Source organism: Bacillus paralicheniformis, from assembly GCF_001042485.2.
GTDB lineage: Bacteria > Bacillota > Bacilli > Bacillales > Bacillaceae > Bacillus > Bacillus paralicheniformis.
Map to the genome: position 1 here is coordinate 169,137 of NZ_LBMN02000012.1, position 23,394 is coordinate 192,530.

Below are 23,394 nucleotides of genomic sequence, written 5' to 3' on the forward strand. Positions count from 1 at the left end.
TTTTATTTAAGATAACAGTGCTTTTAATAAAGCTTTTTGGACGTGCAGGCGGTTTTCAGCCTGCTGGAATACCGCTGAATTCGGGCCGTCGATGATCTCTGCGGTGACCTCTTCTTCCCTGTGGGCAGGAAGGCAGTGCAGAAAGACGTAATCCGGTTTGGCATGGGAGACAAGCGCTCTGTTGACCTGATAAGGAGCAAAGATATTCATCCGTTCTTCGGCTTCTTTCTCTTGGCCCATGCTTGTAAACACATCAGAATAGATGACATCCGCTTGTTGAACGGCTGACACGGGGTCATTTGTGATTGTGACGGCCGCTCCGGACTCTTCGGCGAATCCCTCGGCCAGTCTTACCACTTCCTGATTCGGCTCATACCCTTCAGGCGAAGCAACCGTAATGTCGCATCCCACTTTCGCACAGCCGATTAACAGCGAATGCGCGACATTGTTTCCGTCTCCAACATAAACGGCTTTCAGCCCTTTTAATGTTCCTTTCGTCTCTTGAATCGTCAAGAGGTCACTAAGCGCCTGACACGGATGGAAAAGATCGGTCAATCCGTTGATCACGGGAATCTCGGCGTGCTTGGCAAGCTCTTCGACTTTTTCGTGTTCGAATGTGCGGATCATAATCGCGTCGACATAACCCGAAAGCACTTTCGCGGTATCTGCGATCGTTTCCCCTCTGCCCAGCTGCATGTCTTTACTGCTTAAAAACAGGGCGTTTCCGCCGAGCTGCGCCATTCCGGCTTCAAACGATACGCGCGTTCTCGTCGACGACTTTTCAAAGATCATCGCCAATGTTTTTCCTTTAAAGATGTCTTGAATTTTATTTTGCTTCATCGCTGCTGCCTCTTTCAGCAAATAAACGATCTCTTCTTTTGAAAAGTCTTTCAGGCTTAAAAAATCCTTACCCGTCAGATTGATTTCCCGGGTCGCCCCGATGTTTACAGTAGACATGTCTCCACTTCCTTTTTATATAAATCTTTAAGCGACACGGCTTTAGTCGTTCCATGCCCGCTCGTCAAAAATGCCCGCACCGTCTCTTCCTCTGTCATCACCGCCACACCGTGGGTGACGGCTTCCATTCGCTGCTTGCTCGCCTCTTTTGATTCGGCTAAATGGATGTGCAGCGCTTTGTCTTTCCGTTTGATCCAGCCTGGAAAATCGTCCGACTGTACGGTGAAACCCGCCTGTTCTGCGAGAGAACGAAGCTCGCCGGCCCCTTCCATGTAAATGCAGCCTTTCGTTTGCCAGATTCCCGCAAAGATTTTCTTCAGGGCGCTTTCCGGATTGAAGCCGACATACATGCCTTCTCCGGTCGATTTCATTTCCGGTCCAAGCTTCAAATCGACATCCTGAATAGCGTGCGATGAAAAGACCGGAAACTTCACGGCAACGCCGCGTGAGTTTTTGGCGGCGGGCTTCAACTCTTTGAGTGACGAACCGGCCAACAGCTGCGCCGCAAGCGGGATCATCGGAACCCCCATCACCTTGCTGACAACCGGAACCGTCCGGCTCGCCCTCGGATTGACTTCAAGGATGAGCAGTTCATCCGCGTCCGCTATAAATTGAATGTTCATAATACCTTTAAATCCGAGCTTGCGGACGATTTTTGCGGCAGCATCCCGCGCGGCGCTTTTCATCTCCGGAGTGACCGAAGGCCCCGGCAAAATCGCGTAGCTGTCACCTGAATGCACGCCCGCTTTTTCAATATGCTCGATATAAGTCGGGATGTAGAGATCGTCGCCATCGCTGACAAGGTCGATTTCAAACTCTTTTCCCGATACGTATTGATCGATCAGAATCGGGTAAGGCATTTGCGACGCTCCGCCCAGCAGCTCTCTGAGCTCTGCTTCGGAGTGAACGATCATCATGCCCATGCCGCCGATCACATATGACGGCCTGATCAGCACAGGATAGCCGATTTCGTTTGCTTTCTGCACCGCTTCCGCTTTTGATGAAGCCGTTTCTCCTTTAGCATGAGAAATGCCGAGCTCGTCAAGAAGCTGATAAAATTGATCACGGTCTTCAAGTATGTCAAGGGTTTCCGATGATGTCCCAAGCAGGGTGATGCCCGCTTTTTCAATCGCTTCAGCCACATTGATGGCGGATTGGCCGCCGAATTGAACAATCGCAAAATCGATATCTTCCGCTTCAGCGACATTGAGAATATGCTCGGGTGTAATCGGTTCAAAGTACAGGCGGTCTGCCATTTCATAATCCGTGCTGACGGTTTCCGGGTTGTTGTTCAGCATGATCGTTTCAAACCCGAGGTTTTTCAGCGTCATGACGCCGTGCACGGCGCTGTAGTCAAACTCGACTCCCTGGCCGATCCGTATCGGGCCGGAACCGATGATCAGGGCGCGCTTTTTCGTTTTTTGAGAGATGTCTCCGTCGCTTTTCCCAAAATACGTCGAGTAAAAATAGTTTGTCTTCGCATCAAATTCAGCTGCGCATGTATCGACGATTTTAAAGGATGCGGCTATGCCCATTTTCTTGCGGAGCGCGCGCACTTCTTCTTCCGTCTTTCCGGTGAGGGAAGCGATCGTAAAGTCGGTAAATCCCTTTTCTTTTACCTTTTTCAAAAGGCTGACGGACAGCGCGTCTCCCTGTTCCATCAACATGTTTTCCAGCTGAATGATGTTAGAAAACACATGAAGGAAATAGTTATCGATTTTCGTTTTCTCGTGTATCTCGCTGATGGAAGCCCCCCTGCTCAGCAGCTCCATGACCGCAAAGAAACGGCGGTCATCAGGAGTCTCAAGCAGCTTCCACAACACTTCTGAAGATGCGCCGCCAAGTTCGGGCAAATGGGTTCCTGACGTTTTCAGCTCAAGGGATGCGACCGCTTTTTGCAGGGCCGCTTCAAGATTGCGGTCAATCGCCATGACTTCTCCCGTCGCTTTCATTTTCGTGCCGAGCTTACGGTCGGCTTGTTTGAATTTGTCGAACGGCCAGCGCGGAAATTTGACGACGACATAGTCAAGAGCAGGCTCGAAGCTGGCGTATGTCGAATCTGTGAGCGGATTTTTCAGCTCGGCAAGCGTGTAGCCGACAGCCAGTTTAGCCGCCATTTTTGCGATCGGATAGCCGGTCGCTTTTGAGGCGAGTGCCGATGAACGGCTTACTCTCGGATTCACCTCGATGACATAATAATTTTTGCTTTCCGGGTCCAGGGCGAATTGAATGTTGCAGCCGCCGACGACATCGAGCGCGGAAATGATCTTTAAGCTGGCAGAACGAAGCATTTGATAATCCGCATCCGTTAATGTCTGCGACGGGGCGACAACGATCGAATCCCCCGTATGGACGCCGACCGGATCGATGTTTTCCATATTGCAGACGGTAATGCATGTATTGTTTCTGTCACGCATGACTTCGTATTCGATTTCTTTAAAACCGGCAATGCTTTTTTCGACAAGACATTGGTGAATCGGGCTTGCGAGGAGGGCGCTTTCGATTAAAGGCAGGAACTCCTCTTTCGTCGCCGCGATGCCGCCTCCTTTTCCGCCCAATGTATAGGCCGGCCGCACGATAATCGGAAAACCGATTGAGAGCGCAAAACGAAGCGCATCATCTTGATTGTCAACAATTTCTGAATCCGGCACAGGTTCGTTCAGCTCCTTCATCAAGGCGCGGAACTTTTCCCTGTCTTCGCCCTTTTCGATCGTATCAACAGATGTTCCAAGCAGCTTTACCCCGTATGTTTTAAGAATGCCGGCCTTTTCGAGCTCGACAGCCAAATTCAGCGCTGTCTGTCCGCCCAGATTGGCGAGCAGTCCGTCCGGTTTTTCGCGCTTGATGATTTGTGTGAGGCTTTCCACTGTCAAGGGCTCAAAATAGATTTCATCTGCAAAAGATTCATCGGTCATGATGGTCGCCGGGTTGCTGTTGACGAGAATCACCCGGTAGCCTTCGCTTTTCAGCGCCATGCAGCCCTGGGTTCCGGAATAGTCGAATTCAGCGGCCTGCCCGATGATAATCGGCCCCGACCCGATAACGAGAATGCTTTTGATGGTTTGATCTTTAGGCATGGGCGATCTCTCTCCTTGCTTCGTTCAATTTCTGCAAATATTCGCCGAATATCCACTCGCTTTCAGCCGGTCCCGGATGGGCTTCCGGATGAAACTGAACGGATATGACAGGCAGTGTTTTATGCATCAGCCCTTCTACTGAACCGTCGTTGACATGATAAAATCTGACGGAAAATTCATTTTCGCTGATGGTGTCCCGATCGACGACATAGCTGTGGTTTTGGCTTGTCATGAACACGCGTCCGGTCTCTTTGTCCATGACCGGATGATTGGCTCCCCTGTGGCCGAACGGAAGCTTATACGTGTCGCTTCCGAATGCGAGCGCGATCAGCTGGTGCCCGAGACAGATGCCGAGAGTCGGATAGGAAGAGATGATATCCCGGAGTGCATCCATATATGGAAGGATCGCTTTCGGATCGCCCGGCCCGTTTGAAAGGACGATCCCGTCCGGATTCAGCTTTGAAATGCCGTCCATCTCTTGATAGGGAACGACCGTTACTTTACAGCCCCGGTTTGCAAGCGATGAAGCGATCGACTTTTTATAGCCGAAATCGATCACCGCAATATGCGTATTGCCTTCCCTAAAGGCGCCGTTTTCGTTTTGTCCGGCAACCTGTGCCGCATAGTTTTCCAGCTGGCGCGGAGCCGGAATGCCGTCCTTTTGTTTCGTCAGTCTGGCATTCAGCGTCCCCTTTGCCCTGATATGCTGAACAACTGCTCTTGTGTCCACGTGCGATAAAAGCGGAACATCCCACTTCGCCAAGTATTCCCGAAGGCTTTCTGTCGCCTGATGATGGGAAAACCTGTCGCACGCTTCATAGACGACAACCCCTTTCACCTGAGGCCGTTTGCTTTCATCATCGCTTTCGTTTATTCCGTAGTTGCCAATCAGCGGGTACGTAAAGACAATAATCTGGCCTTTATAAGAAGGGTCTGTCAAAACCTCCTGATAGCCGGTCATGCCCGTAAAAAAGACGACTTCACCGGTGCAGCCGTCAAGACCGTCCAGTTCACCGCTGAAGGATGTACCATCTTCAAGAACTAAATATCCTTCCATCTTATGCCCACCTTTGATGAATAAATAATGATATTCATGAATTTTTATACTTACATATCGAAAAAAAATTACTGTTTTACAGCTGAATGATCTGCCATGACAGCTTTCAGTTTTTCCACGGCCGCTTTGATTTCACTTTTCGCAACCGTCAATGGCGGCAGAAGTCTGATGACGTTCGGACCCGCGGGAAGAACGAGCAAACCTTCCTTTTGAAGCGCTTCGATCAGCGGCTGTACAGGTTCCTTGCACTCGATTCCGGCGATCAGCCCTTTCCCGCGGATATCTTTTACAAGCGGAAATTGAAGCTTTTCTTTCAGCTGTTGATGCAAAAATGCTCCTTTGGCGCTCACTTCTTCAAGAAAGCTGCTTTCAAAAATGGTCTCCAACGTGGCGTTTGCCGCAGCCATCGCCAGCATGTTCCCTCCGAATGTCGAGCCGTGGGAACCCGGAGAGAACGCTTCTGAAAGCTCTTTTTTCCCGATCACGGCTCCGACCGGAAAACCGCTGCCCAGTCCTTTCGCGACGGTGATGATATCAGGTGACAGCCCTTCGTATTCATATCCGAAAGCTTTACCGGTGCGTCCAATTCCTGTTTGAACTTCGTCGACGATAAGGAGAGCCTGCTTATCGCGGCAAAAATCTTGAACGCTCTGCAGAAATTCCCTGCTCGCAGGGATGACGCCGCCTTCGCCTTGAATCGGCTCGAGCATCACTGCCGCGATATCTTTTTCATCCTGCAATTCGGCAAATGCTTTCGGCTCGTTGTAAGGTAAGTAGTGGAATCCTTCAAGCATCGGTCCGAATCCGAGCTTGATCTTTTCCTGTCCGGTTGCGGCCATTCCCGCATACGTGCGTCCGTGGAACGATTGCTGAAACGTTATGATTTTTGTTTTTTGCGTATGTTTTCGTGCGAGCTTCACCGCCCCTTCATTCGCTTCTGCCCCGCTGTTGCAAAAGAAGACGAGATCGCCTGCACTGTTTTTGGCAAGAAGCTGTGCAACCTTTTCTTGAAGCTCATTTTGAAACAGATTGGAAACATGCCAGACATCATCAAGCTGTTTTTTGACAGCAGCTGTCACTGAATCGGGGCAATGCCCGAGATTGCAGACCGCGATTCCCTGGACGAAATCAAGATAAGCGTTCCCCTTCTCATCCTGAACGATCGTGCCTTTCGCTTTTTTAATATTGATATTCCAGCGGCTGTACGTCTGAAATAAATGACTCACGATACGGCCTCCTTTTGTTTAATGATTTTCGTGCCGATGAAATCGTCTTTCGTGAGGAAAGATCCTTTTCCGCTCACGATCATCACTTCATCCACTTCATCTGTGAGGGCTTCTTTTGCAGAATGCACTTTTGGTATCATGCCTCCCGAGATCACGCCTTCAGCAATCAGGCTTTCGATGTCTGCCGGCGTCAGCTCTTTCAGCATTTCTTCGTTTTTCATAATCCCTTTAACGTCTGTCACAAACATTAATTTGTCAGCGTGCAAGGCTGCCGCAACAGCCGACGCCGCCAAATCGGCGTTCACATTCAAAGTCTCACAGCCATCCGTCATCGAGAGGGGGGCGATAACCGGAATAAAGCCTTTTTCCATGAGCGCTTCGGCCATTCGGCCGTTTACTTTTTTAATGCGCCCGACCTGACCGTATTCTTTTTCATTTAAATAGTCGGCAAGGAGCAGTCCCCCGTCTTTTCCTGATACGCCGACAGCCGGAAGGCCGTGCTTTGTCAGCTCGGCAACGAAAAATTTGTTGATCGAACCGGATAAGACCATTTCAGCGACTTCAAGAACCGCTTTTGTCGTCTTGCGCTGTCCGTTGACGAATTCGCTTCGAATATTGAGTTTCTTCAGCATCTTTGTAATATCAGGCCCGCCCCCGTGGACGAGTGCGATTTTCCAGCCGCTTTCGGTCAGCTCTTTCAGATTTTGAAAAAATTCGTCCGATAGTTCGCGGATGACGCTTCCGCCGCATTTAAAAACGATTGTTTTATCCATTGTGATCCCCTTTTTACGTCCGATAGCTCGCATTGATTTTGACGTATTCATAAGTTAAATCGCAGCCCCAAGCCGTACCCTTTCCGTCACCTTCCTGCAAGCGAACCTCGATTTTCACTTCGCTGTTTTCTAAATATGTTTTGGCCAGCTCTTCTGAAAACGGCTGCGGTTCGTTATTTTTAAAAAGGCATTGGCTGCCCAGGTAGATTTCTACCTTCTCCGGTGTCACAGCAGCCATGCTGTCTCCGATCGCGACAATGATTCTGCCCCAGTTCGCATCCGTTCCGTAAACCGCGGTTTTTACAAGGTTTGAGCCGACGATTTTTTTGGCGATGATTTGCGCTTCAAGATTGCTTTTCGCACCGTTCACTTCAACCTCGATCAGCTTTGTCGCCCCTTCCCCGTCTCTCGCGATTTGTTTGGCGAGGTCTGTGCAGGCAAGCTGCAGGCCTTTTTTGAAAACCGGCCAATCTTCGTGTTCTTCATGGAGGCGCTCATTTCCGGCGCATCCGTTCGCCATGACGAGCACCATATCGTTAGTCGATGTGTCGCCGTCGACTGTGATCTGGTTGAATGAAACGTCCGTAATTTCCCTTAATGCCCTTTGCAGCGCGCTTTCTTCGATGCATGCATCTGTTGTGACAAAGCCGAGCATCGTCGCCATATTCGGGTGGATCATCCCCGACCCTTTGGCTGCTCCGCCAATCGTCACTCTTTGACCGCCGATCATCAGTTCATAGCACGTTTGTTTGATCACCGTGTCTGTCGTTAAGATCGCTTCTTCGAAATCGCCTTCGGCAGGCTCAGTCTCGGCGAGAAGGCTGATGCCTTTTGTAATGCTCTCCATATTGAGGTATTCGCCGATGACGCCGGTTGAGGACACGGCCACCAGTTCCGGCTCGATCCCAAGCATATCAGCGCTTTGACGGCGCATCTCATATGCATCTTTTAAGCCCTGCTCTCCCGTACATGCGTTGGCATTTGCGCTGTTGACGATGACGGCTTGCAGATGCGCGCTTTTTTTGAGACTTTCCTGCGTCACCTTGATCGGCGCAGCCTGAAAGTGGCTTTGCGTATAAACGGCGGCGCTCACCGCCGGTCTTGAGCTGATGATAATTCCAAGATCCTTTTTTGAATAGCGGAGGCCGCAGTGAACCCCTTTTGCCAAATAGCCTTTAGGCGAAGCGACATTTCCGTCTGTTTTTTTTATGCTGTCTTGACTCACCTGAATCATATGTTTGTTCTCTCCCGTCTTATGGATAAATTGGCGTAAATTCAAGCCCGGCGGTTTCGCTCCAGCCATTCATAATGTTGAAGTTTTGAACAGCCTGACCCGCGGCTCCCTTCATCAAGTTATCGATCACTGACACAATTGTCACTCTGTTCGTCCGTTCATCAACGGTAACGCCGATATCGCAAAAATTGCTGCCGTACACCTCTTTAGTTGCAGGGAACGAACCGGGTTCTCTCACTCTGACAAAGTATGAATCTTTATAAAATTTTGAAAAAATAAGTTGGAGCTGTTCGGCATCCATGCTGTCTTTCAGTTCTGTGTAGATGGTCGCCATAATGCCCCTTGTCATCGGAACTAAATGCGTGCTGAATGTGATCGGTTTAAATGCGGAGTCCCATTGTTTAACAATCTGCTCGATTTCAGGCGTATGCTGGTGTTCGTTTACCTTATATATTTTGAAATTGTCATTGATCTCTGAAAAGTGAGTGCCCATCGACGCCTTTCTGCCTGCTCCCGATACCCCTGTTTTCGCATCGATGATGACAAAAGATTCGTTGATGCTGCCGCTTTTGACGAGCGGCGCCAAGCCGAGAAGAACCGCTGTCGGGAAACAACCTGGATTGGCTATGTACTGCGCCGTTTTAATGTCTTCCCGATTCAGCTCAGACAGTCCGTATACCGCTTTTTGAAGCACGTGTTCAGGCGCGGCTTCCCTTTTATACCACTTTTCATAGACGCTCGGGTTCTGCAGCCTGAGATCGCCGGACAGGTCAATGATCGGTATGTCATATGCATCAAACTGTGGCGTCAGCCGGCTGGATACCCCCGGAGGCGCAGCCATAAATAAAAAATCGATTTCGTTCGCAATTTTCTTTACTTCGATCGGTTGCAGGTGTTGATCTGTCAGTTTCATAAGGTGCGGGTATGCGGCATCATAGCGGGCTCCCTCATCACTCGATGAATACAATATGCATTCATCTGCATAAGGGTGCAACTTCATAATCCTCATAATCTCTGCCCCTCCATAGCCAGTAGCACCTATAATACCTATTTTCAAAACAAGTTCACCTTCTTGGTCTTTGTGAAATTATTTAACATTATAACATGAATAAAAATTAATTCAATTGTATATTTAATATTTTTTGTTCATCTTTCATATTGGTTCTTTCCTCCCGCCGGCGGTCCTTTTTCAGCGGCTTGGTCGTGCTCCGTTCCCATCTTCCCGGATTCTCCGCTTTTCAAACCGGAGAATGTGCCGGCTGGCGTTTTTGCAATAAAAAAAGAACGCTTGTACAAGCGTTCTTTTTATAACGGGAGTAGCGATCTGCCTTGATACGCCCGTGTTATCTATTACGGCGGCTCCCTTTTCAAAACAGAAAGAGCCTGTCAACGGTTGAGCAGGCTCTGGAAACGTTTATTGGATGCCAAGTGCGATTTTCGCATATCGCGACATTTTGTCCCGTGTCCAAGGCGGATTCCAGACGATATGAACGTCAACTTCCTTGACTTCGGGAATATCTGCGAGCGCTTTTTTGACTTCATCCACAATGATCGGCGCCAGCGGACAGCCCATTGAAGTCAAAGTCATAGTCACGTCAGTTTTGCCGTTTTCATCCATATCCACGTCATATACAAGGCCGAGATTGACGATATCGACGCCCAGTTCAGGGTCAACGACCTGTTCAAGGGCACCCATGATGTTCTCTTTTAATGCTTCATCCACTCTTCCTCACTCCTTTTTTCATCAGTATAACGCACTTCTTTCATTTTCTAAACCGATAGCACTTAAAGGTGCGCATCAAACCATTCGACTGTTTTCAAAAGGCCTTCCCTTGATACTTTATGCCCGGCCCGCTCATCTTCGATAAAATGCAGCAAATCAGGCCGAGTTTCATACAGCGGAATCGTCGATTCATAGAAGCGGCGCGCCAAAGCAAACGGAACGGTGCCATCCTGTTTGCCGTGCCAAAATAAAAGCGGCCTCATCTTCAATTTGTCCGGCTGCAGACTCAAGTCAAAACGCTTCAGTTTATCGCGCTGCTGTTCGATTTGTCCTTCTGTGAAAGGAAGTTCAATTTTCTTTTCACGCATAAAAGCGAGCTGTTGATCAAAAAATTCTACATAGGCGGGACTGCCCATTAAACTGACGGCAGTTGTAATCCATTCGTATTGTGTCAAAGCGCCGAGCGTGACAATACCGCCCATCGAAGTTCCGGCGGCGCCGATACGGCCCTGTTCAATCAGGTTTTCTTGTTCAAAGTGGTTTTTCAGCACTTCGAGCTCTTTGATTTCATTCGTGACGATCTCCCAAAACCTCGGGGCGAGCTCTTCCTGAGTGAGCTGTTCTTCCCTCTCCCCGTGATAAAGAGCCTCAGGCAGGACCACGCGCATTCCTTTTTCGGCAAGCAGATATGCGAAGTGAAGGTTATGCTCTTTTGCGCTTGTAAAACCATGTATGAAGAAAACAAGAGGAAGAGCTTTCTCTTTTTTCTCCTCTTTTACAATATGCAAAAGAGGAATGTTTGAAATATATTGCTTCTCGATTATGATCACGACTGTTTCTTCCTCCTTTTAGGATGTCCATCATCATAAGTTTAACATGTAGACAATAAAGAAGGTAAAAAGATACACTATAGGTAAGTCAGAACTTTCAAATTCACAACAAAGGAGCATTTATGGAGACAAAACCATATTTAATTGCATTGGACTTAGACGGTACATTATTAAAAGACGACAAGACCATCTCGGAAAGCTCCAGCGACGTCATCCGCAAGCTGCTGGAAGATGGACATTACGTGTGCATTTCTACGGGAAGACCGTTCCGAGCAAGCTCCGTGTATTATGATCAGCTCCAGCTCGATACGCCGATCGTCAATTTCAACGGAGCGTTTGTCCATCATCCTAAAGATCAAAGCTGGGGACGCTTCCATACATCTCTTGATCTCGAGGTGGTCAAACAGATCATTGAAGTCAGCGAGACATACAACGTACATAATATCCTTGCTGAAATTGTCGATCATGTTTATTTTCATTATCATGACGAAAAACTGATTGATGTCTTTACGATGGGCAGCCCGAATATTACGGTCGGAGATTTAAGGACAAACCTCGGCCAGGATGTGACAAGCGTACTGATCCACGCAAAAGAAGAGGATGTTCCGGCGATCCGCTCCTACCTGTCAGACGTTCACGCGGAGATGGTCGATCATCGAAGATGGGCGGCTCCGTGGCATGTGATCGAACTGATTAAAAGCGGCATCAATAAAGCGGTCGGCTTAGAGAAAATCACGGACTATTACGGGATACCGCCTGAGCGGGTCATTGCCTTCGGCGATGAAGACAACGACCTTGAAATGCTTGAGTTCGCGGGCTGCGGCGTGGCGATGGGCAACGGCATCGAAGGGGTAAAAAGCGTTGCAAACAAGGTTACAAAATCAAACGAAGAAGACGGAATCGCAGTCTTTTTGAAGGACTACTTCGCTTTATAATATTATAATTTGCCATTCATAAACGGCTTTTCAAAACGGCAATACTATGAGAAGACGGCCGCACCGGACCGTCACTCGTGTTAAGGGGGAATTTCAAGATGGGTAAACGCAGCAAATCAAAACGGTTTATTCAGCAAGGCAAGGATTCGCTTAAACAGCATGCCGCCAGGTTCCCTTACCGCTCCACATTAGAAGAGGCTGAACAAAAGAGCGGCCCGACGGAATGCGGAGGGCTGTAACATGAGAAACGAACTGTTTCAAATGGCCAAAGCAGCCGTTCATGAAGCTGAAGCTTCGACGGATTCAGGCGAAAAGGCGAAAGCCGTTGCAAGAGCCAAAAACGCCCTTTCCTCGGCATACGCCAATTCAACTGATGCCGAACGGCGCCAGCTTCACGATCTTCAGGAGCAGCTAGATCAACGATCATAACAACACGCCGGCTTTTTGACAGCCGGAGAGGAGTCTGTGCCATCGGCACGGCTCCTTTTTTATGTTCAAATTTCAAAACATAAAAATTTGACATCGGAAGCAAAAGGAAGTACATTATAAAAGGCGAACATTTTATATAACAAACAAATAAATATTCGTTTTTGGGGGTTTTTATATTGGAAAACGTGTTTGATTATGAAGATATTCAACTAATTCCTGCAAAGTGCATCGTCAAGAGCCGCTCTGAATGTGATCCGTCCGTGCAGTTCGGCGGAAGAACATTTAAACTGCCTGTGGTGCCCGCCAATATGCAGACCATTATAGATGAAAAGCTGGCTGTTTCATTAGCGGAAAACGGTTACTTTTATGTGATGCACCGCTTTGAGCCGGAAACACGGATCGATTTTGTAAAAGACATGAAGGCGCGCGGTTTGTTTTCTTCAATCAGCGTCGGAGTCAAAGATGACGAATACGCGTTTATCGAAGAGCTGGTGAAAGAGAATCTCACGCCTGATTACATCACGATCGATATCGCTCACGGTCACTCGAACGCCGTCATCAATATGATTCAGCACATTAAAAAACATCTTCCGGACAGCTTCGTGATCGCAGGAAATGTCGGAACGCCCGAAGCTGTGAGAGAACTTGAAAACGCCGGCGCCGACGCTACAAAAGTCGGCATCGGTCCCGGAAAAGTCTGCATTACAAAAATTAAAACCGGTTTTGGAACGGGCGGCTGGCAGCTGGCTGCGCTGCGCTGGTGTGCAAAAGCGGCGAGCAAGCCGATCATTGCAGACGGCGGCATCCGCACTCACGGGGACATCGCCAAATCGGTCAGATTCGGAGCGACAATGGTCATGATCGGTTCGCTGTTTGCCGGACACGAAGAATCGCCGGGGGCAACGATCGAAAAAGACGGCAAGCTTTACAAAGAATATTTCGGTTCGGCTTCTGAGTACCAAAAAGGTGAAAAGAAAAATGTCGAAGGCAAAAAAATGTACGTGGAGCATAAAGGCGCGATCATGGATACGCTGACAGAAATGGAACAGGATCTGCAGTCATCCATTTCTTACGCGGGAGGAAACAAGCTCGATGCGATCCGCAACGTAGACTACGTTATCGTTAAAAATTCTATTTTCAATGGGGATCAATATTAACGGTCACAGGGCGGTGTTCAGGCAGCCGCCTTCCCTTCTGCCTGACAGCATACAAAAAGGCATCCTTCCCGGGATGCCTTTTTTGACGGCTATTTCACTTCAAACGATTTGCCGGCCCTCAAAGTTGCAAACTGTTCCGATCTTCCCAAAAATGTCACGTTTACTTCATATGTGCCGGGTTCAGGCACCTCTTTCCATACATCAGTAAAATCGTAAGACTCTTTCGGTTTGAGCGTCATCGTCTGGAACGCCTGCGTAAACATTTTTCCTTTCGAATAGCGGTACCTTTCATTCCCTTCTTTGTCGCTGACGATCAGTTCAAATTTCTGTCCGCTGCTGAATTCAAACTCTGCCACATCATCCGTATGGTTGACAACCGACATCCGAAATTCGATTTCTCCCTGCTTCTGAACGGGTTCAACCGTTAATGTTACACTCCCGTTATTCACTTCCCCTGATACCTCCTTATCGGGGACTTGATCCCCGTTTTGCCCGCATCCACCGACAAACAGCAACATTACAATCATGGAAATCAGCCGCATTCATTCACCCTTTCATTAATCTTTGCGGAAAAACCCTAAAACCTGCGTTGTCTGCACGACGTTTGTGAAAGCATTTGGATCCACTTCATTAATGATTTTTTCCAAGTCGTATAATTCGTATCTTGTAATCACAATGATCATCATTTCTTTCTGTTCATTCGTAAAGGCGCCTTTCGCCGGAACGGTTGTAATGCCGCGGACCATCTTTCCGTAAATCGCTTCTTTGATCTCCTCCGCTTTCTTTGTGACAATCATAACGGTGAGCTTGGCGTGACGGGTGTGGATGGCATCGATCACCCTGGTTGTCACATATAGTGTAACGAGCGTATATAATGCTTTCTCCCACCCGTTCAATAATCCTGCTGTTAAAATGATCGCACCGTTTAAAATAAAGAAATAGGTGCCGACCGGTTTGTCTTTCCACTTCGCCAGGATCATCGCGATAATATCCAAACCGCCCGTTGAAGCCCCGTATTTAAGGGTCAGGCCGATTCCGACCGCGGCGATCACCCCGCCGAACACGGCGTTCAGCAAAATATCGTTTGACAGGCTCGCCTCAGGGAGCATTCCTAAAAAGACCGTCGTCAAGGCTACGCTCAAAATGCTGTAAACCGTAAATGAGCGCCCGACCTTCAGCCAGCCCAGAATCCCGACGGGAATGTTTAAAATAAACAATAGCGTCCCCGTTGAAAAGTAAATCGGGCTGTACTGGTCAAGCGCACTCGATAAAAGCTGCGCCACCCCCGTAAAGCCGCTGGCGTAAACATCGGCGGGAATCAGAAACAGATTCAATCCGATGGCATTTAACAAGGCGCCGATGATGACAATGAACAATTTTTTTGCTTCAGCTATGACCATATTTAGTTCCTCCGCTACTTTCGTATATATTTGGTTTACCCTTAAAACAATATTTTGAAAACGTCAATGTAAAAATATATGATATAGTTGACCTAAAAAACGAAATATACCGAAGGACAGTTTGGCGTCCTTTTCCACCATTTTTTAGAAAGAAGGGGTTCAAATGAACGTTCACCTTTTAGCAGACAGTGCGGCAGATTTGCCGAAATCTTTTTATGATGAACATCACATCTCATTTATTCCGTTAAAGGTGCTGCTTGATGAAAAAGAGTACGATGACCTTCTGACGATTCAGCCTCTGGACGTTTATGAAGCGATGCGCGAAGGCAAAGCGCCGAAAACGTCCCAGCCGTCCATGATGCGGTTCAAGAATGCATTCAGGGAGCTGGCCGGCGAAAACAAACCCGCTCTCTATATCGCCTTTTCTTCAGAGCTTTCCGGAACATACCAGACGGCTGTGATGGCAGCAAACGAAGTCAAGGAAGAGTTCCCTGATTTCGATCTGCGGATCATCGACTCAAAATGCGCTTCATTAGGCTATGGGCTCGCGGTTAAGCACGCCCTTAAACTCGCAACTAACGGCAATACAATACAAGAAATTGAATCGTCTGTAAAGGACTTTTGCGAACATCTTGAACATATTTTTACCGTAGATGACCTGACTTATTTGGCAAGAGGCGGTAGAATCAGCAAAGCATCGGCTTTTGTCGGCGGTTTGCTGAATATTAAACCGCTCCTGCATGTTGAAGACGGCAAGCTTGTCCCCTTGGAAAAAATCCGGGGCAAAAAGAAGCTGCTCAAACGGATGATCGAATTGATGAAAGAAAGAAGCGTCGATTTGAGCGGACAGACGGTCGGCATCAGCCACGGAGATGACGAAGAGACGGCCGAAGAGGTCAAACGGATGATCGAAGCCGAATTTCAGCCGGGGGAAATCGTCGTCAACATGGTCGGTTCAGCGGTCGGCGCCCATTCCGGCCCCGGAACATTGGCGGTCTTTTTTCCGGGGAAAGACAAAAGATAAGGTAAAACAGAGGCCTGCTTGATAAAAGCAGGCCTTCTTCGTCAGCTGTCTTCGGTGACTGTTCCTTCAGCGGCGGCCGGTGTAAGCGCTCCATCAAGAAAACCGGCAGCCGCTGTCGCGACATCAGGACCTCCAGACCCCTCGACCACTTTTTCCATTGTGATCGGACAAATTTTGAACGCACCGCCAAAATTGACGACTCCTCCTGCCGAAACACTTTGAATGTAAACTGAGCAGCAATGTTTCATACCAAGTCTCCTTTTTTTGGGTCTTATGATATGTGTATGCTGGCGGTACAAGGAGGCATAAACTTCCCGGCAAAAAACATCGCGGTTGGGAGAGTACATAGTTTTGCCGGCAGTGTGCAAGCTAAAAGCGACATTTTGACAGGAGGTGCTTCCTCATGAAAGATGATGATAAAAAGCCAGTTGACAACAACGCCGTCAACCAGCAGAAAAACCGGCTCGCTGAAAAGAACAGACAAGCCGGTAAACACCAGGAATCAAAGAAGCCTGATCACTTGTAAAAAACCGGCGGCGTCCTCATCGGACGCCGCCTCATATTTATTTTTTCTCGTATGTCCAGCCCTCTTCCTGATAGATTTTATCCTGTTTCATCAGATGGCCGAGCGCCCTTTTAAATGCTGCTTTGCTCATGTTGAAGCGCTCTTTGATATCCTCAGGGTCACTTTTATCCCAGAACGGCATCGCGCCGTTTCTCGTTCTCATATAAGTCAAAATTTGTTCTGCATCAACCGACAAGGCATCCTGCTTTCTTGGCAGAAGCGACAGATTAACAGAACCGTCTTCTTTTACTTTGATCACCCTTGCGGTCAGCTTTTCCCCAAGCCTCGGCTCTTCCTTTCGCTCAGAAGAATGGATAAAGCCTCTGATGCCGGTTTCGGAAATCATAAAAGAGCCTGATGCGATCAAGCGGTAGATCGTTCCGGTGAGCTCTTTATTCATCAGACCGGGTGAAGCTTCACTAAACAGCTCGCTGATCTTATCCTCCGGCGCCGGTTTGGCAAACATCCTTCCGTGCCCCGTGATTTTCAGCATACAGTACAGCCTGTCCCCTTTTTGCGGCCATACTGATTCATACGGCGGGAGATGCTCTGTCGCAACGAGGGCGTCCTTCGAGAGCCCGACATCGACGAAAACCCCCATGCCGCTGACGGCATCAACGACTTCCACCCAGCCGTACTGTTCAGCGCTGATCATCGGCTTTCTCATCGTAGCCGCCAAGCGATCTTCATGATCGACATATAAAAAGACATCGACCTCTTCTCTGTCTTCAATATCCTCCGTGATCTCGCTCTGATGCAGAAGGACCGCCGTTTCGCCGTCCGTCAAAAAGTAACCGTAATCGGCTTTATGATCTATTTTCAATGTTAGCTGCTGTCCTGGTTCCATACTGTTTCTTCCTTTCTTATCCGCCTGTTTTTCTTTTTCTTATTATTCCTCCAATGTTAAAATTATTGCCGGATCGCGGCCAGGCAAACCGCTCGATATTGGAAGTTTCACCTTATTCTACTATAATTGACTCATAAGTAAAATGGATGGAGGTTTTCACATGGCGAAAGAAAGCTCATTTGATATCGTCTCAAAGGTTGAACTGCCTGAAGTTCAAAACGCAATTCAGACCGCTCTCAAGGAAATCGGCACACGCTATGATTTCAAAGGGTCAAAAAGCAGCATCACACTCGAAGGAGACGAGCTCGTTCTCGTATCGGACGACGAATTTAAAATGAACCAGCTGAAAGACGTGCTTGTCGGCAAACTGATCAAGCGGAACGTCCCGACGAAAAACATCGAATACTCAAAGCTTGAGAACGCTTCAGGCGGCACGGTCAGACAGCGCGGAAAACTAGTTCAGGGCATCGACAAAGAAAACGCGAAAAAAATCAATAACCTGATAAAAAAATCGGGTCTGAAAGTTAAATCGCAAGTGCAGGATGATCAAGTCCGCGTAACCGGAAAAAATAAAGACGACCTTCAGCAAATCATCGCGATGGTGAGGGAAGCCGACCTGCCGATTGATGTCCAATTTATAAATTTTCGATAAATTCTTAATTTACTGTTGATTATTCTCCCGATTTTCGGTAAATTGAGTAAAAGTAATCAATAGAAACTAAATAGCTGTTCTTATCAAGAGAGGCAGAGGGACTGGCCCGATGAAGCCTCAGCAACCGGTGAATGAATATTCATGACCAAGGTGCTAAATCCAGCAAGCAGTCTGCTTGGAAGATAAGAAGACGGACAATGTCGATGAAAAGTCTTCTGCTTCACAGAAGACTTTTTTGTTTATCAAAAATGCTTAAGGGGGAAAACGATGGGTTTTTTGGAGGATATAAAAAGCAAAACGTTAATCGCGGACGGCGCAATGGGCACACTTCTGTATTCCTACGGGATCGACAGGTGTTTTGAGGAACTGAACATCTCCAAGCCCGAAGAAGTGAGACGCGTCCACGAAGCGTATGTACAGGCCGGCGCCGATATCATTCAAACGAACACGTACGGCGCAAACTTCATCAAGCTGTCCAGATACGGGCTCGAAGACGAAACAAAACAAATCAACGAAAAAGCGGTCCGTCTCGCCCGCTCCGCCGCCGGTTCTGCTTATGTTCTCGGTACGCTCGGCGGAATCCGGACGTTCAACAAAAACTCGTATTCTCTCGAGGACATTAAAAGAAGCTTCCGCGAACAGCTCTATCTTCTGTTAAATGAGCAGCCGGACGGACTTCTGCTCGAAACCTATTATGATTTAGAAGAAGCGCGCGAAGTTTTAAAGATTGCCAGAAAGGAAACAGAGCTGCCGATCATTTTGAATGTCTCAATGCACGAAGAGGGCGTTCTTCAGGACGGAACCCCGCTTGCGGACGGTCTGAAGCAGCTGGCATCCCTCGGCGCAGAAGTCGTTGGCATCAACTGCCGCCTCGGCCCTTATCATATGATCAGAGCGCTTGAAGAAGTCCCGCTTTTAGAAGACGCCTATCTTTCCGTCTATCCCAACAGCAGCCTCCCGTCCCTTGTCGAAGGCAGGCTTGTTTATGAGACAGATGATGAATATTTCAGGGAAAGCGCGGAGGAATTCCGCAATCAAGGCGCACGGATCATCGGCGGCTGCTGCGGAACCACGCCGAACCACATCAGGGCGATGGCTGAGGCAGTCAAAGGGCTTCCTCCAGTCACCGAAAAGCACGTGAAAATCAGAAAGAAAGCGGCGCTTGCTGTTCAAAACGAAAGGACAGAGCCCGTTCTCGACGATCTGGCCAAGCAAAAACGGTCCATTATCGTCGAACTCGATCCTCCAAAACAATTAAACTTTGAGAAATTTTTGCACGCCGCTAAAGAGCTTCAATCAGCCGGAATCGATGCACTGACATTGGCGGACAACTCGCTTGCCACACCGAGGATCAGCAATGTCGCCTGCGGCGCGCTCTTAAAACAGCGCCTCGATATGAGGTCGCTGATCCATATTACATGCAGAGACCGCAACCTGATCGGCCTGCAGTCCCATCTAATGGGGCTCGATACACTGGGGCTGTCAGACGTGCTGGCGATTACCGGCGATCCGTCGAAAATCGGCGACTTTCCGGGAGCGACTTCCGTCTATGATCTGACATCGTTCGATTTGATCAGCCTGATCAAACAGTTTAACGAAGGCTTGTCATATTCAGGTAAACCGCTCGGCAAGAAAACAAATTTCTCAGTGGCGGCCGCCTTCAATCCGAATGTCAGACACATTGACAAAGCGGTGAAACGGCTTGAGAAAAAAATCGCCTGCGGCGCAGACTATTTCATTTCCCAGCCTGTCTATTCAGAGGAGCAGCTCATCAAAATCCACGAAGAAACAAAGCATCTTGAAACACCGATCTATATCGGCGTCATGCCGCTGACCAGCAGCCGCAACGCGGAATTCATCCACAACGAAATCCCCGGCATCAAACTGTCCGATTCAATCCGCGAAAAGATGGCGCTGGCGGGAAATGACAAACAAAAACAGGCCGAGGAAGGGCTCGCGATCGCCCGCTCCCTGCTTGATGCGGCGTGCGACCTGTTCAACGGCATTTATCTGATCACACCGTTTTTGCGGTCTGATTTAACCGCCGAACTGACGGCATATATCCACCAGAAAGAAAAGGAGAAAACAAATGTCTAACATCAATGACCAGCTGAAGAAAAAAATCCTCGTCCTTGACGGTGCGATGGGAACGATGATCCAGAATGCCGGTTTGTCCGCCGCTGACTTCGGCGGCGAGGCCTATGAAGGGTGCAATGAATTTCTAAGCATCACGGCACCTCATATCATTCAGGGCATCCACGAAGCCTATCTGGCCGCTAAAGCCGATATCATCGAAACCAATACATTCGGAGCCACACGGCTCGTTCTGGACGAGTACGACCTCGGGCAGCGCGCCTATGAAGTCAACCTCGCTTCAGTCAAACTCGCCAAAGCGGCCGCCGAAAAGTTTTCCACACCTGAATGGCCAAGGTTTGTCGCCGGCGCGATGGGTCCGACGACAAAAACCCTTTCCGTCACCGGCGGCACGACCTTTGACGAGCTGATCGATAATTACGAGGAACAGGCAAGAGCGCTGATCACAGGGGGAGCCGACCTCTTGCTGCTCGAAACGAGCCAGGATATGCTGAACGTTAAAGCGGGCTTTATCGGCATCAGGCAAGCCTTCGAAAAAACCGACAAAACCCTTCCCCTCATGGTATCAGGCACGATCGAACCGATGGGCACGACACTGGCCGGCCAGGATATCGAATCGTTCTATATCTCACTCGAGCATATGAAGCCGGTCAGCGTCGGTTTAAATTGCGCGACGGGCCCGGAATTTATGACAGATCACATCAGAACCCTTTCTTCCCTTGCGAGGACGGCCGTCAGCTGCTATCCGAATGCCGGCCTCCCCGATGAGGAGGGACAATACCATGAATCACCGCAATCGCTCGCGAAAAAAATCAAGGCGTTTGCAGAAGAAGGCTGGCTGAACATTGTCGGCGGCTGCTGCGGAACGACGCCCGCCCATATTGAAGCGCTGGCCGATGAAGTAGCCTCGCTGCCGCCGCGGACGGTCCCTTCGGAAAAAAAGCCGCACACCGTCTCAGGGATCGACGGACTAATTTATGAAGAAACGATGCGTCCCCTTTTTGTCGGGGAGCGGACAAATGTCATCGGATCGAGAAAATTCAAGCGGCTGATCGCTGAACAGAAATTTGAGGAAGCATCCGAAATCGCGAGAGCCCAAGTGAAAAACGGCGCCCATGTCATCGACATCTGCCTTGCAGACCCGGACCGCGATGAAGCGGAAGATATGGAAGGCTTCTTAACAGAAGCGATGAAAAAAGTAAAAGCCCCGTTTGTCATCGACTCGACGGACAAAACGGTGATTGAAAAGGCGCTGAAATACTCACAGGGAAAAGCGATCATCAATTCGATCAACCTTGAAGACGGCGAAGAACGGTTCGCTGACATCCTCCCGCTCGTCAAACAGTTCGGAGGGGCACTCGTCGTCGGTACGATCGATGAAGAGGGAATGGCGGTCACCGCGGAAAAGAAGCTGGCCGTCGCCGTCAGGTCGCATCAGCTGCTCACCGAAAAGTACGGAATACCGGCCAGCGATATCATCTTCGATCCGCTCGTCTTCCCTGTCGGAACAGGTGATGAACAATACATCGGCTCAGCTAAAGAAACGATCGAAGGCATCCGCCTCATCAAAGAGCGGCTCCCTGAATGTTTAACGATTCTCGGCGTCAGCAACGTCTCATTCGGTCTTCCGCCCGTCGGCCGGGAAATCTTAAATGCTGTATTCTTGTACCACGCAACACAGGCCGGGCTTGATTACGCGATCGTCAATACGGAAAAGCTTGAGCGGTTCGCTTCCATTCCTAAAGAAGAAGTCGAAATGGCTGAAAAACTTCTGTTTCACACTGATGACAAAACGCTCGCATCCTTCACTGACTTCTACCGCGGAAAGAAAAAAACGGACAAACAGCCGAAAACATCTCTTTCCCTGGAAGAGCGCTTGGCTGAGTACGTCATCGAGGGTACAAAAGAAGGCTTGATTCCCGATCTCGAACAAGCGTTGAAAAAATTTGCCGCCCCGCTCGACGTGATCAACGGTCCGCTTATGGACGGCATGGCGGAGGTCGGACGGCTGTTTAACAACAATGAGCTGATTGTCGCTGAAGTGCTGCAGTCGGCAGAAGTCATGAAAGCTGCCGTTTCCTTTCTCGAACAGTATATGGAAAAGAAAGACGACAGCGGCAAAGGAAAGATCGTTTTGGCAACCGTTAAAGGCGATGTCCATGATATCGGCAAAAACTTAGTCGACATCATTTTAAGCAACAACGGCTACAAGGTTGTCGATCTTGGGATTAAAGTGACACCGCAGGAATTAATTGAAGCGGTCCGCAAAGAGAATCCCGATATCATCGGTCTGTCCGGCCTGCTCGTCAAATCGGCGCAGCAAATGGTCGTTACAGCGCAGGACCTCGACAAAGCGGATATTTCCATCCCGATTATGGTCGGCGGAGCCGCGCTTTCAAGAAAGTTCACGAACATGAAAATTTCGCCTGAATATAAAGGGCCGGTTTTATACGCGAAGGACGCCATGGACGGCTTATCGCTCGCCAATCAGCTGCGGACGGACCCGTCGCAGTTTCTCGAGAAAAAAGAAGCCGCTGCACCCGCCGCCGTCGCGGAGAAAAAGCAGACGAAAGCCGTGATTGAAATGCTTGAAAAACGGGCGCACGTTCCGCAGGCGCCGGTCTTTCAGCCGGAAGACTTGAAGCGGCACTATTTGAAAAACATCGACCTTTCCTATATCGTGCCGTATGTCAATGAACAAATGCTGCTCGGCCATCACCTCGGCTTGAAAGGAAAAGTCAAAAAGCTCCTGGCTGAACAGCATCCGAAAGCACTGGAGCTGAAAGAGCTGATTGACGAGTTGCTGAGAGACGGGAAAGAGCACGGCTGGTTCGACCCCGCCGTCGTCTATCAATTTTTCCCCGCGTACAGCGACGGGGATTCGCTCCATATTTTAGACCCCGGGAACAAAGACAGCATCCTTGAAACGTTTGTTTTTCCTAGGCAGGAAAAGCTTCCGTACCGCTGTATTTCCGATTATGTCCGACCGAAAGGAGAGCTCGATTATGTCTCGTTCTTTGCCGTGACAGCGGGCAGACATGTAAGAGCAGCCGCAAACCGCTTTAAGGAGGAAGGCGACTACTTGAAAAGTCATGCGGTACAAGCGCTTGCTCTTGAGCTGGCCGAAGGACTCGCCGAACGGACGCACCAAGTTATCCGCGACCGCTGGGGCTTCCCTGATGCACCAGACTTCACGATGGAACAGCGTTTTCAGGCGAAATACCAGGGACAGCGCTACTCCTTCGGATATCCGGCCTGTCCGAATCTCGAAGATCAGGAAAAACTCTTCAGACTCATCCAGCCTGAAGGAATCGGCGTTCATTTAACAGATGGCTTTATGATGGAGCCCGAAGCTTCCGTATCAGCGATCGTTGTCTCCCATCCGGAAGCCAGATATTTCAATGTTCATTAACC

General features: G+C 49.0%; 21 protein-coding genes, 1 pseudogene and 1 riboswitch. Of the genes and pseudogenes, 9 read left to right on the plus strand and 13 right to left on the minus strand.

The genetic code is table 11. The annotated features are described in order from the left end of the window. Nucleotides 1-6: 6 nt before the first annotated feature. The 9 genes from argF to ACH97_RS10055 all read right to left on the minus strand — a co-directional run bounded on the left by argF (nucleotide 7) and on the right by ACH97_RS10055 (nucleotide 10,877). Entirely contained in the window at nucleotides 7-957 is a 951-nt protein-coding gene (argF, locus tag ACH97_RS10010) for an ornithine carbamoyltransferase (RefSeq protein ID WP_020450924.1), read from the minus strand. Further along, nucleotides 945-4,034 carry a carbamoyl phosphate synthase large subunit gene (locus ACH97_RS10015; RefSeq protein WP_020450923.1) on the minus strand — a complete coding sequence of 1,030 codons (3,090 nt, stop codon included), beginning with the start codon at nucleotides 4,032-4,034 and terminating at the stop codon, nucleotides 945-947. The genes argF and ACH97_RS10015 overlap by 13 nt, the downstream gene beginning before the upstream one ends. After that, nucleotides 4,027-5,091, minus strand: coding sequence for a carbamoyl phosphate synthase small subunit (locus ACH97_RS10020; RefSeq protein WP_020450922.1), 1,065 nt, complete (start codon nucleotides 5,089-5,091; stop codon nucleotides 4,027-4,029). The genes ACH97_RS10015 and ACH97_RS10020 overlap by 8 nt, the downstream gene beginning before the upstream one ends. A 68-nt stretch (nucleotides 5,092-5,159) precedes the next feature. Beyond that, nucleotides 5,160-6,317, minus strand: a complete 1,158-nt coding sequence (locus ACH97_RS10025; protein WP_020450921.1) for an acetylornithine transaminase — start codon at nucleotides 6,315-6,317, stop codon at nucleotides 5,160-5,162. After that, nucleotides 6,314-7,090: an acetylglutamate kinase gene (gene argB / locus ACH97_RS10030; protein WP_020450920.1), complete on the minus strand. Its 777-nt coding sequence runs from the start codon at nucleotides 7,088-7,090 to the stop codon at nucleotides 6,314-6,316. The genes ACH97_RS10025 and argB overlap by 4 nt, the downstream gene beginning before the upstream one ends. Before the next feature lie 13 nt (nucleotides 7,091-7,103). After that, nucleotides 7,104-8,324, minus strand: coding sequence for a bifunctional ornithine acetyltransferase/N-acetylglutamate synthase (gene argJ / locus ACH97_RS10035; RefSeq protein ID WP_020450919.1), 1,221 nt, complete (start codon nucleotides 8,322-8,324; stop codon nucleotides 7,104-7,106). 19 nt (nucleotides 8,325-8,343) lie between these two features. After that, a complete protein-coding gene (gene argC, locus ACH97_RS10040; protein WP_023856640.1) occupies nucleotides 8,344-9,381 on the minus strand; it encodes an N-acetyl-gamma-glutamyl-phosphate reductase in 1,038 nt (345 codons plus the stop codon). A 357-nt stretch (nucleotides 9,382-9,738) separates the two neighbouring features. After that, complete coding sequence (locus tag ACH97_RS10050) at nucleotides 9,739-10,047, minus strand: metal-sulfur cluster assembly factor (protein WP_003180552.1); 309 nt, start codon at nucleotides 10,045-10,047, stop codon at nucleotides 9,739-9,741. A 62-nt stretch (nucleotides 10,048-10,109) separates the two neighbouring features. Beyond that, entirely contained in the window at nucleotides 10,110-10,877 is a 768-nt protein-coding gene (locus tag ACH97_RS10055; protein WP_050820922.1) for a prolyl oligopeptidase family serine peptidase, read from the minus strand. A gap of 122 nt (nucleotides 10,878-10,999) precedes the next feature. Between ACH97_RS10055 and ACH97_RS10060 the strand changes: the two genes are divergently transcribed. The 4 genes from ACH97_RS10060 to guaC all read left to right on the plus strand — a co-directional run bounded on the left by ACH97_RS10060 (nucleotide 11,000) and on the right by guaC (nucleotide 13,398). Beyond that, nucleotides 11,000-11,812, plus strand: coding sequence for a Cof-type HAD-IIB family hydrolase (locus ACH97_RS10060; RefSeq protein WP_057957831.1), 813 nt, complete (start codon nucleotides 11,000-11,002; stop codon nucleotides 11,810-11,812). A gap of 98 nt (nucleotides 11,813-11,910) precedes the next feature. Next, nucleotides 11,911-12,051: a hypothetical protein gene (locus ACH97_RS23750; protein ID WP_003180548.1), complete on the plus strand. Its 141-nt coding sequence runs from the start codon at nucleotides 11,911-11,913 to the stop codon at nucleotides 12,049-12,051. A 1-nt stretch (nucleotide 12,052) separates the two neighbouring features. Further along, the gene (locus ACH97_RS10065; protein ID WP_020450915.1) at nucleotides 12,053-12,241 is read left to right on the plus strand and encodes a DUF3813 domain-containing protein; all 189 of its coding nucleotides are present in this window, start codon (nucleotides 12,053-12,055) and stop codon (nucleotides 12,239-12,241) included. Nucleotides 12,242-12,417: 176 nt separating this feature from the next. Further along, nucleotides 12,418-13,398, plus strand: coding sequence for a GMP reductase (gene guaC, locus ACH97_RS10070; protein ID WP_020450914.1), 981 nt, complete (start codon nucleotides 12,418-12,420; stop codon nucleotides 13,396-13,398). Between the two features lie 89 nt (nucleotides 13,399-13,487). Here the strand turns inward: guaC and ACH97_RS10075 are convergent, their stop codons facing one another. Both ACH97_RS10075 and ACH97_RS10080 read right to left on the minus strand, forming a co-directional pair. Next, a complete protein-coding gene (locus ACH97_RS10075; RefSeq protein ID WP_020450913.1) occupies nucleotides 13,488-13,940 on the minus strand; it encodes a BsuPI-related putative proteinase inhibitor in 453 nt (150 codons plus the stop codon). A gap of 15 nt (nucleotides 13,941-13,955) precedes the next feature. Further along, nucleotides 13,956-14,798: a YitT family protein gene (locus ACH97_RS10080; RefSeq protein WP_020450912.1), complete on the minus strand. Its 843-nt coding sequence runs from the start codon at nucleotides 14,796-14,798 to the stop codon at nucleotides 13,956-13,958. A 163-nt stretch (nucleotides 14,799-14,961) separates the two neighbouring features. On the opposite strand from ACH97_RS10080, the gene ACH97_RS10085 reads away from it, so the two are divergent. Then, on the plus strand, nucleotides 14,962-15,822 hold the full coding sequence (locus ACH97_RS10085) for a DegV family protein (RefSeq protein WP_020450911.1): 861 nt from the start codon (nucleotides 14,962-14,964) through the stop codon (nucleotides 15,820-15,822). A 41-nt stretch (nucleotides 15,823-15,863) separates the two neighbouring features. On the opposite strand, the gene ACH97_RS10090 is transcribed toward ACH97_RS10085, so the two are convergent. After that, nucleotides 15,864-16,070, minus strand: coding sequence for a spore germination protein (locus ACH97_RS10090; RefSeq protein WP_020450910.1), 207 nt, complete (start codon nucleotides 16,068-16,070; stop codon nucleotides 15,864-15,866). 155 nt (nucleotides 16,071-16,225) lie between these two features. Between ACH97_RS10090 and ACH97_RS23425 the strand changes: the two genes are divergently transcribed. Beyond that, nucleotides 16,226-16,348 (plus strand): DUF3941 domain-containing protein, encoded by a 123-nt coding sequence (locus ACH97_RS23425; protein ID WP_023856637.1) that lies wholly within the window; start codon nucleotides 16,226-16,228, stop codon nucleotides 16,346-16,348. Between the two features lie 37 nt (nucleotides 16,349-16,385). Here the strand turns inward: ACH97_RS23425 and ACH97_RS10095 are convergent. Continuing rightward, a pseudogene (locus ACH97_RS10095) lies at nucleotides 16,386-17,254 on the minus strand (CvfB family protein). Between the two features lie 140 nt (nucleotides 17,255-17,394). Between ACH97_RS10095 and ACH97_RS10100 the strand changes: the two are divergent. From ACH97_RS10100 to metH, 3 genes are all read left to right on the plus strand, one after another. Beyond that, nucleotides 17,395-17,886: a YajQ family cyclic di-GMP-binding protein gene (locus ACH97_RS10100; RefSeq protein ID WP_003180528.1), complete on the plus strand. Its 492-nt coding sequence runs from the start codon at nucleotides 17,395-17,397 to the stop codon at nucleotides 17,884-17,886. Between the two features lie 77 nt (nucleotides 17,887-17,963). Beyond that, nucleotides 17,964-18,075, plus strand: a riboswitch (SAM riboswitch). Nucleotides 18,076-18,153: 78 nt separating this feature from the next. Next, nucleotides 18,154-19,983: a bifunctional homocysteine S-methyltransferase/methylenetetrahydrofolate reductase gene (locus ACH97_RS10105; RefSeq protein ID WP_020450907.1), complete on the plus strand. Its 1,830-nt coding sequence runs from the start codon at nucleotides 18,154-18,156 to the stop codon at nucleotides 19,981-19,983. Then, nucleotides 19,976-23,392: a methionine synthase gene (metH, locus tag ACH97_RS10110; RefSeq protein WP_020450906.1), complete on the plus strand. Its 3,417-nt coding sequence runs from the start codon at nucleotides 19,976-19,978 to the stop codon at nucleotides 23,390-23,392. The genes ACH97_RS10105 and metH overlap by 8 nt, the downstream gene beginning before the upstream one ends. The last annotated feature ends 2 nt before the right edge of the window (nucleotides 23,393-23,394 follow it).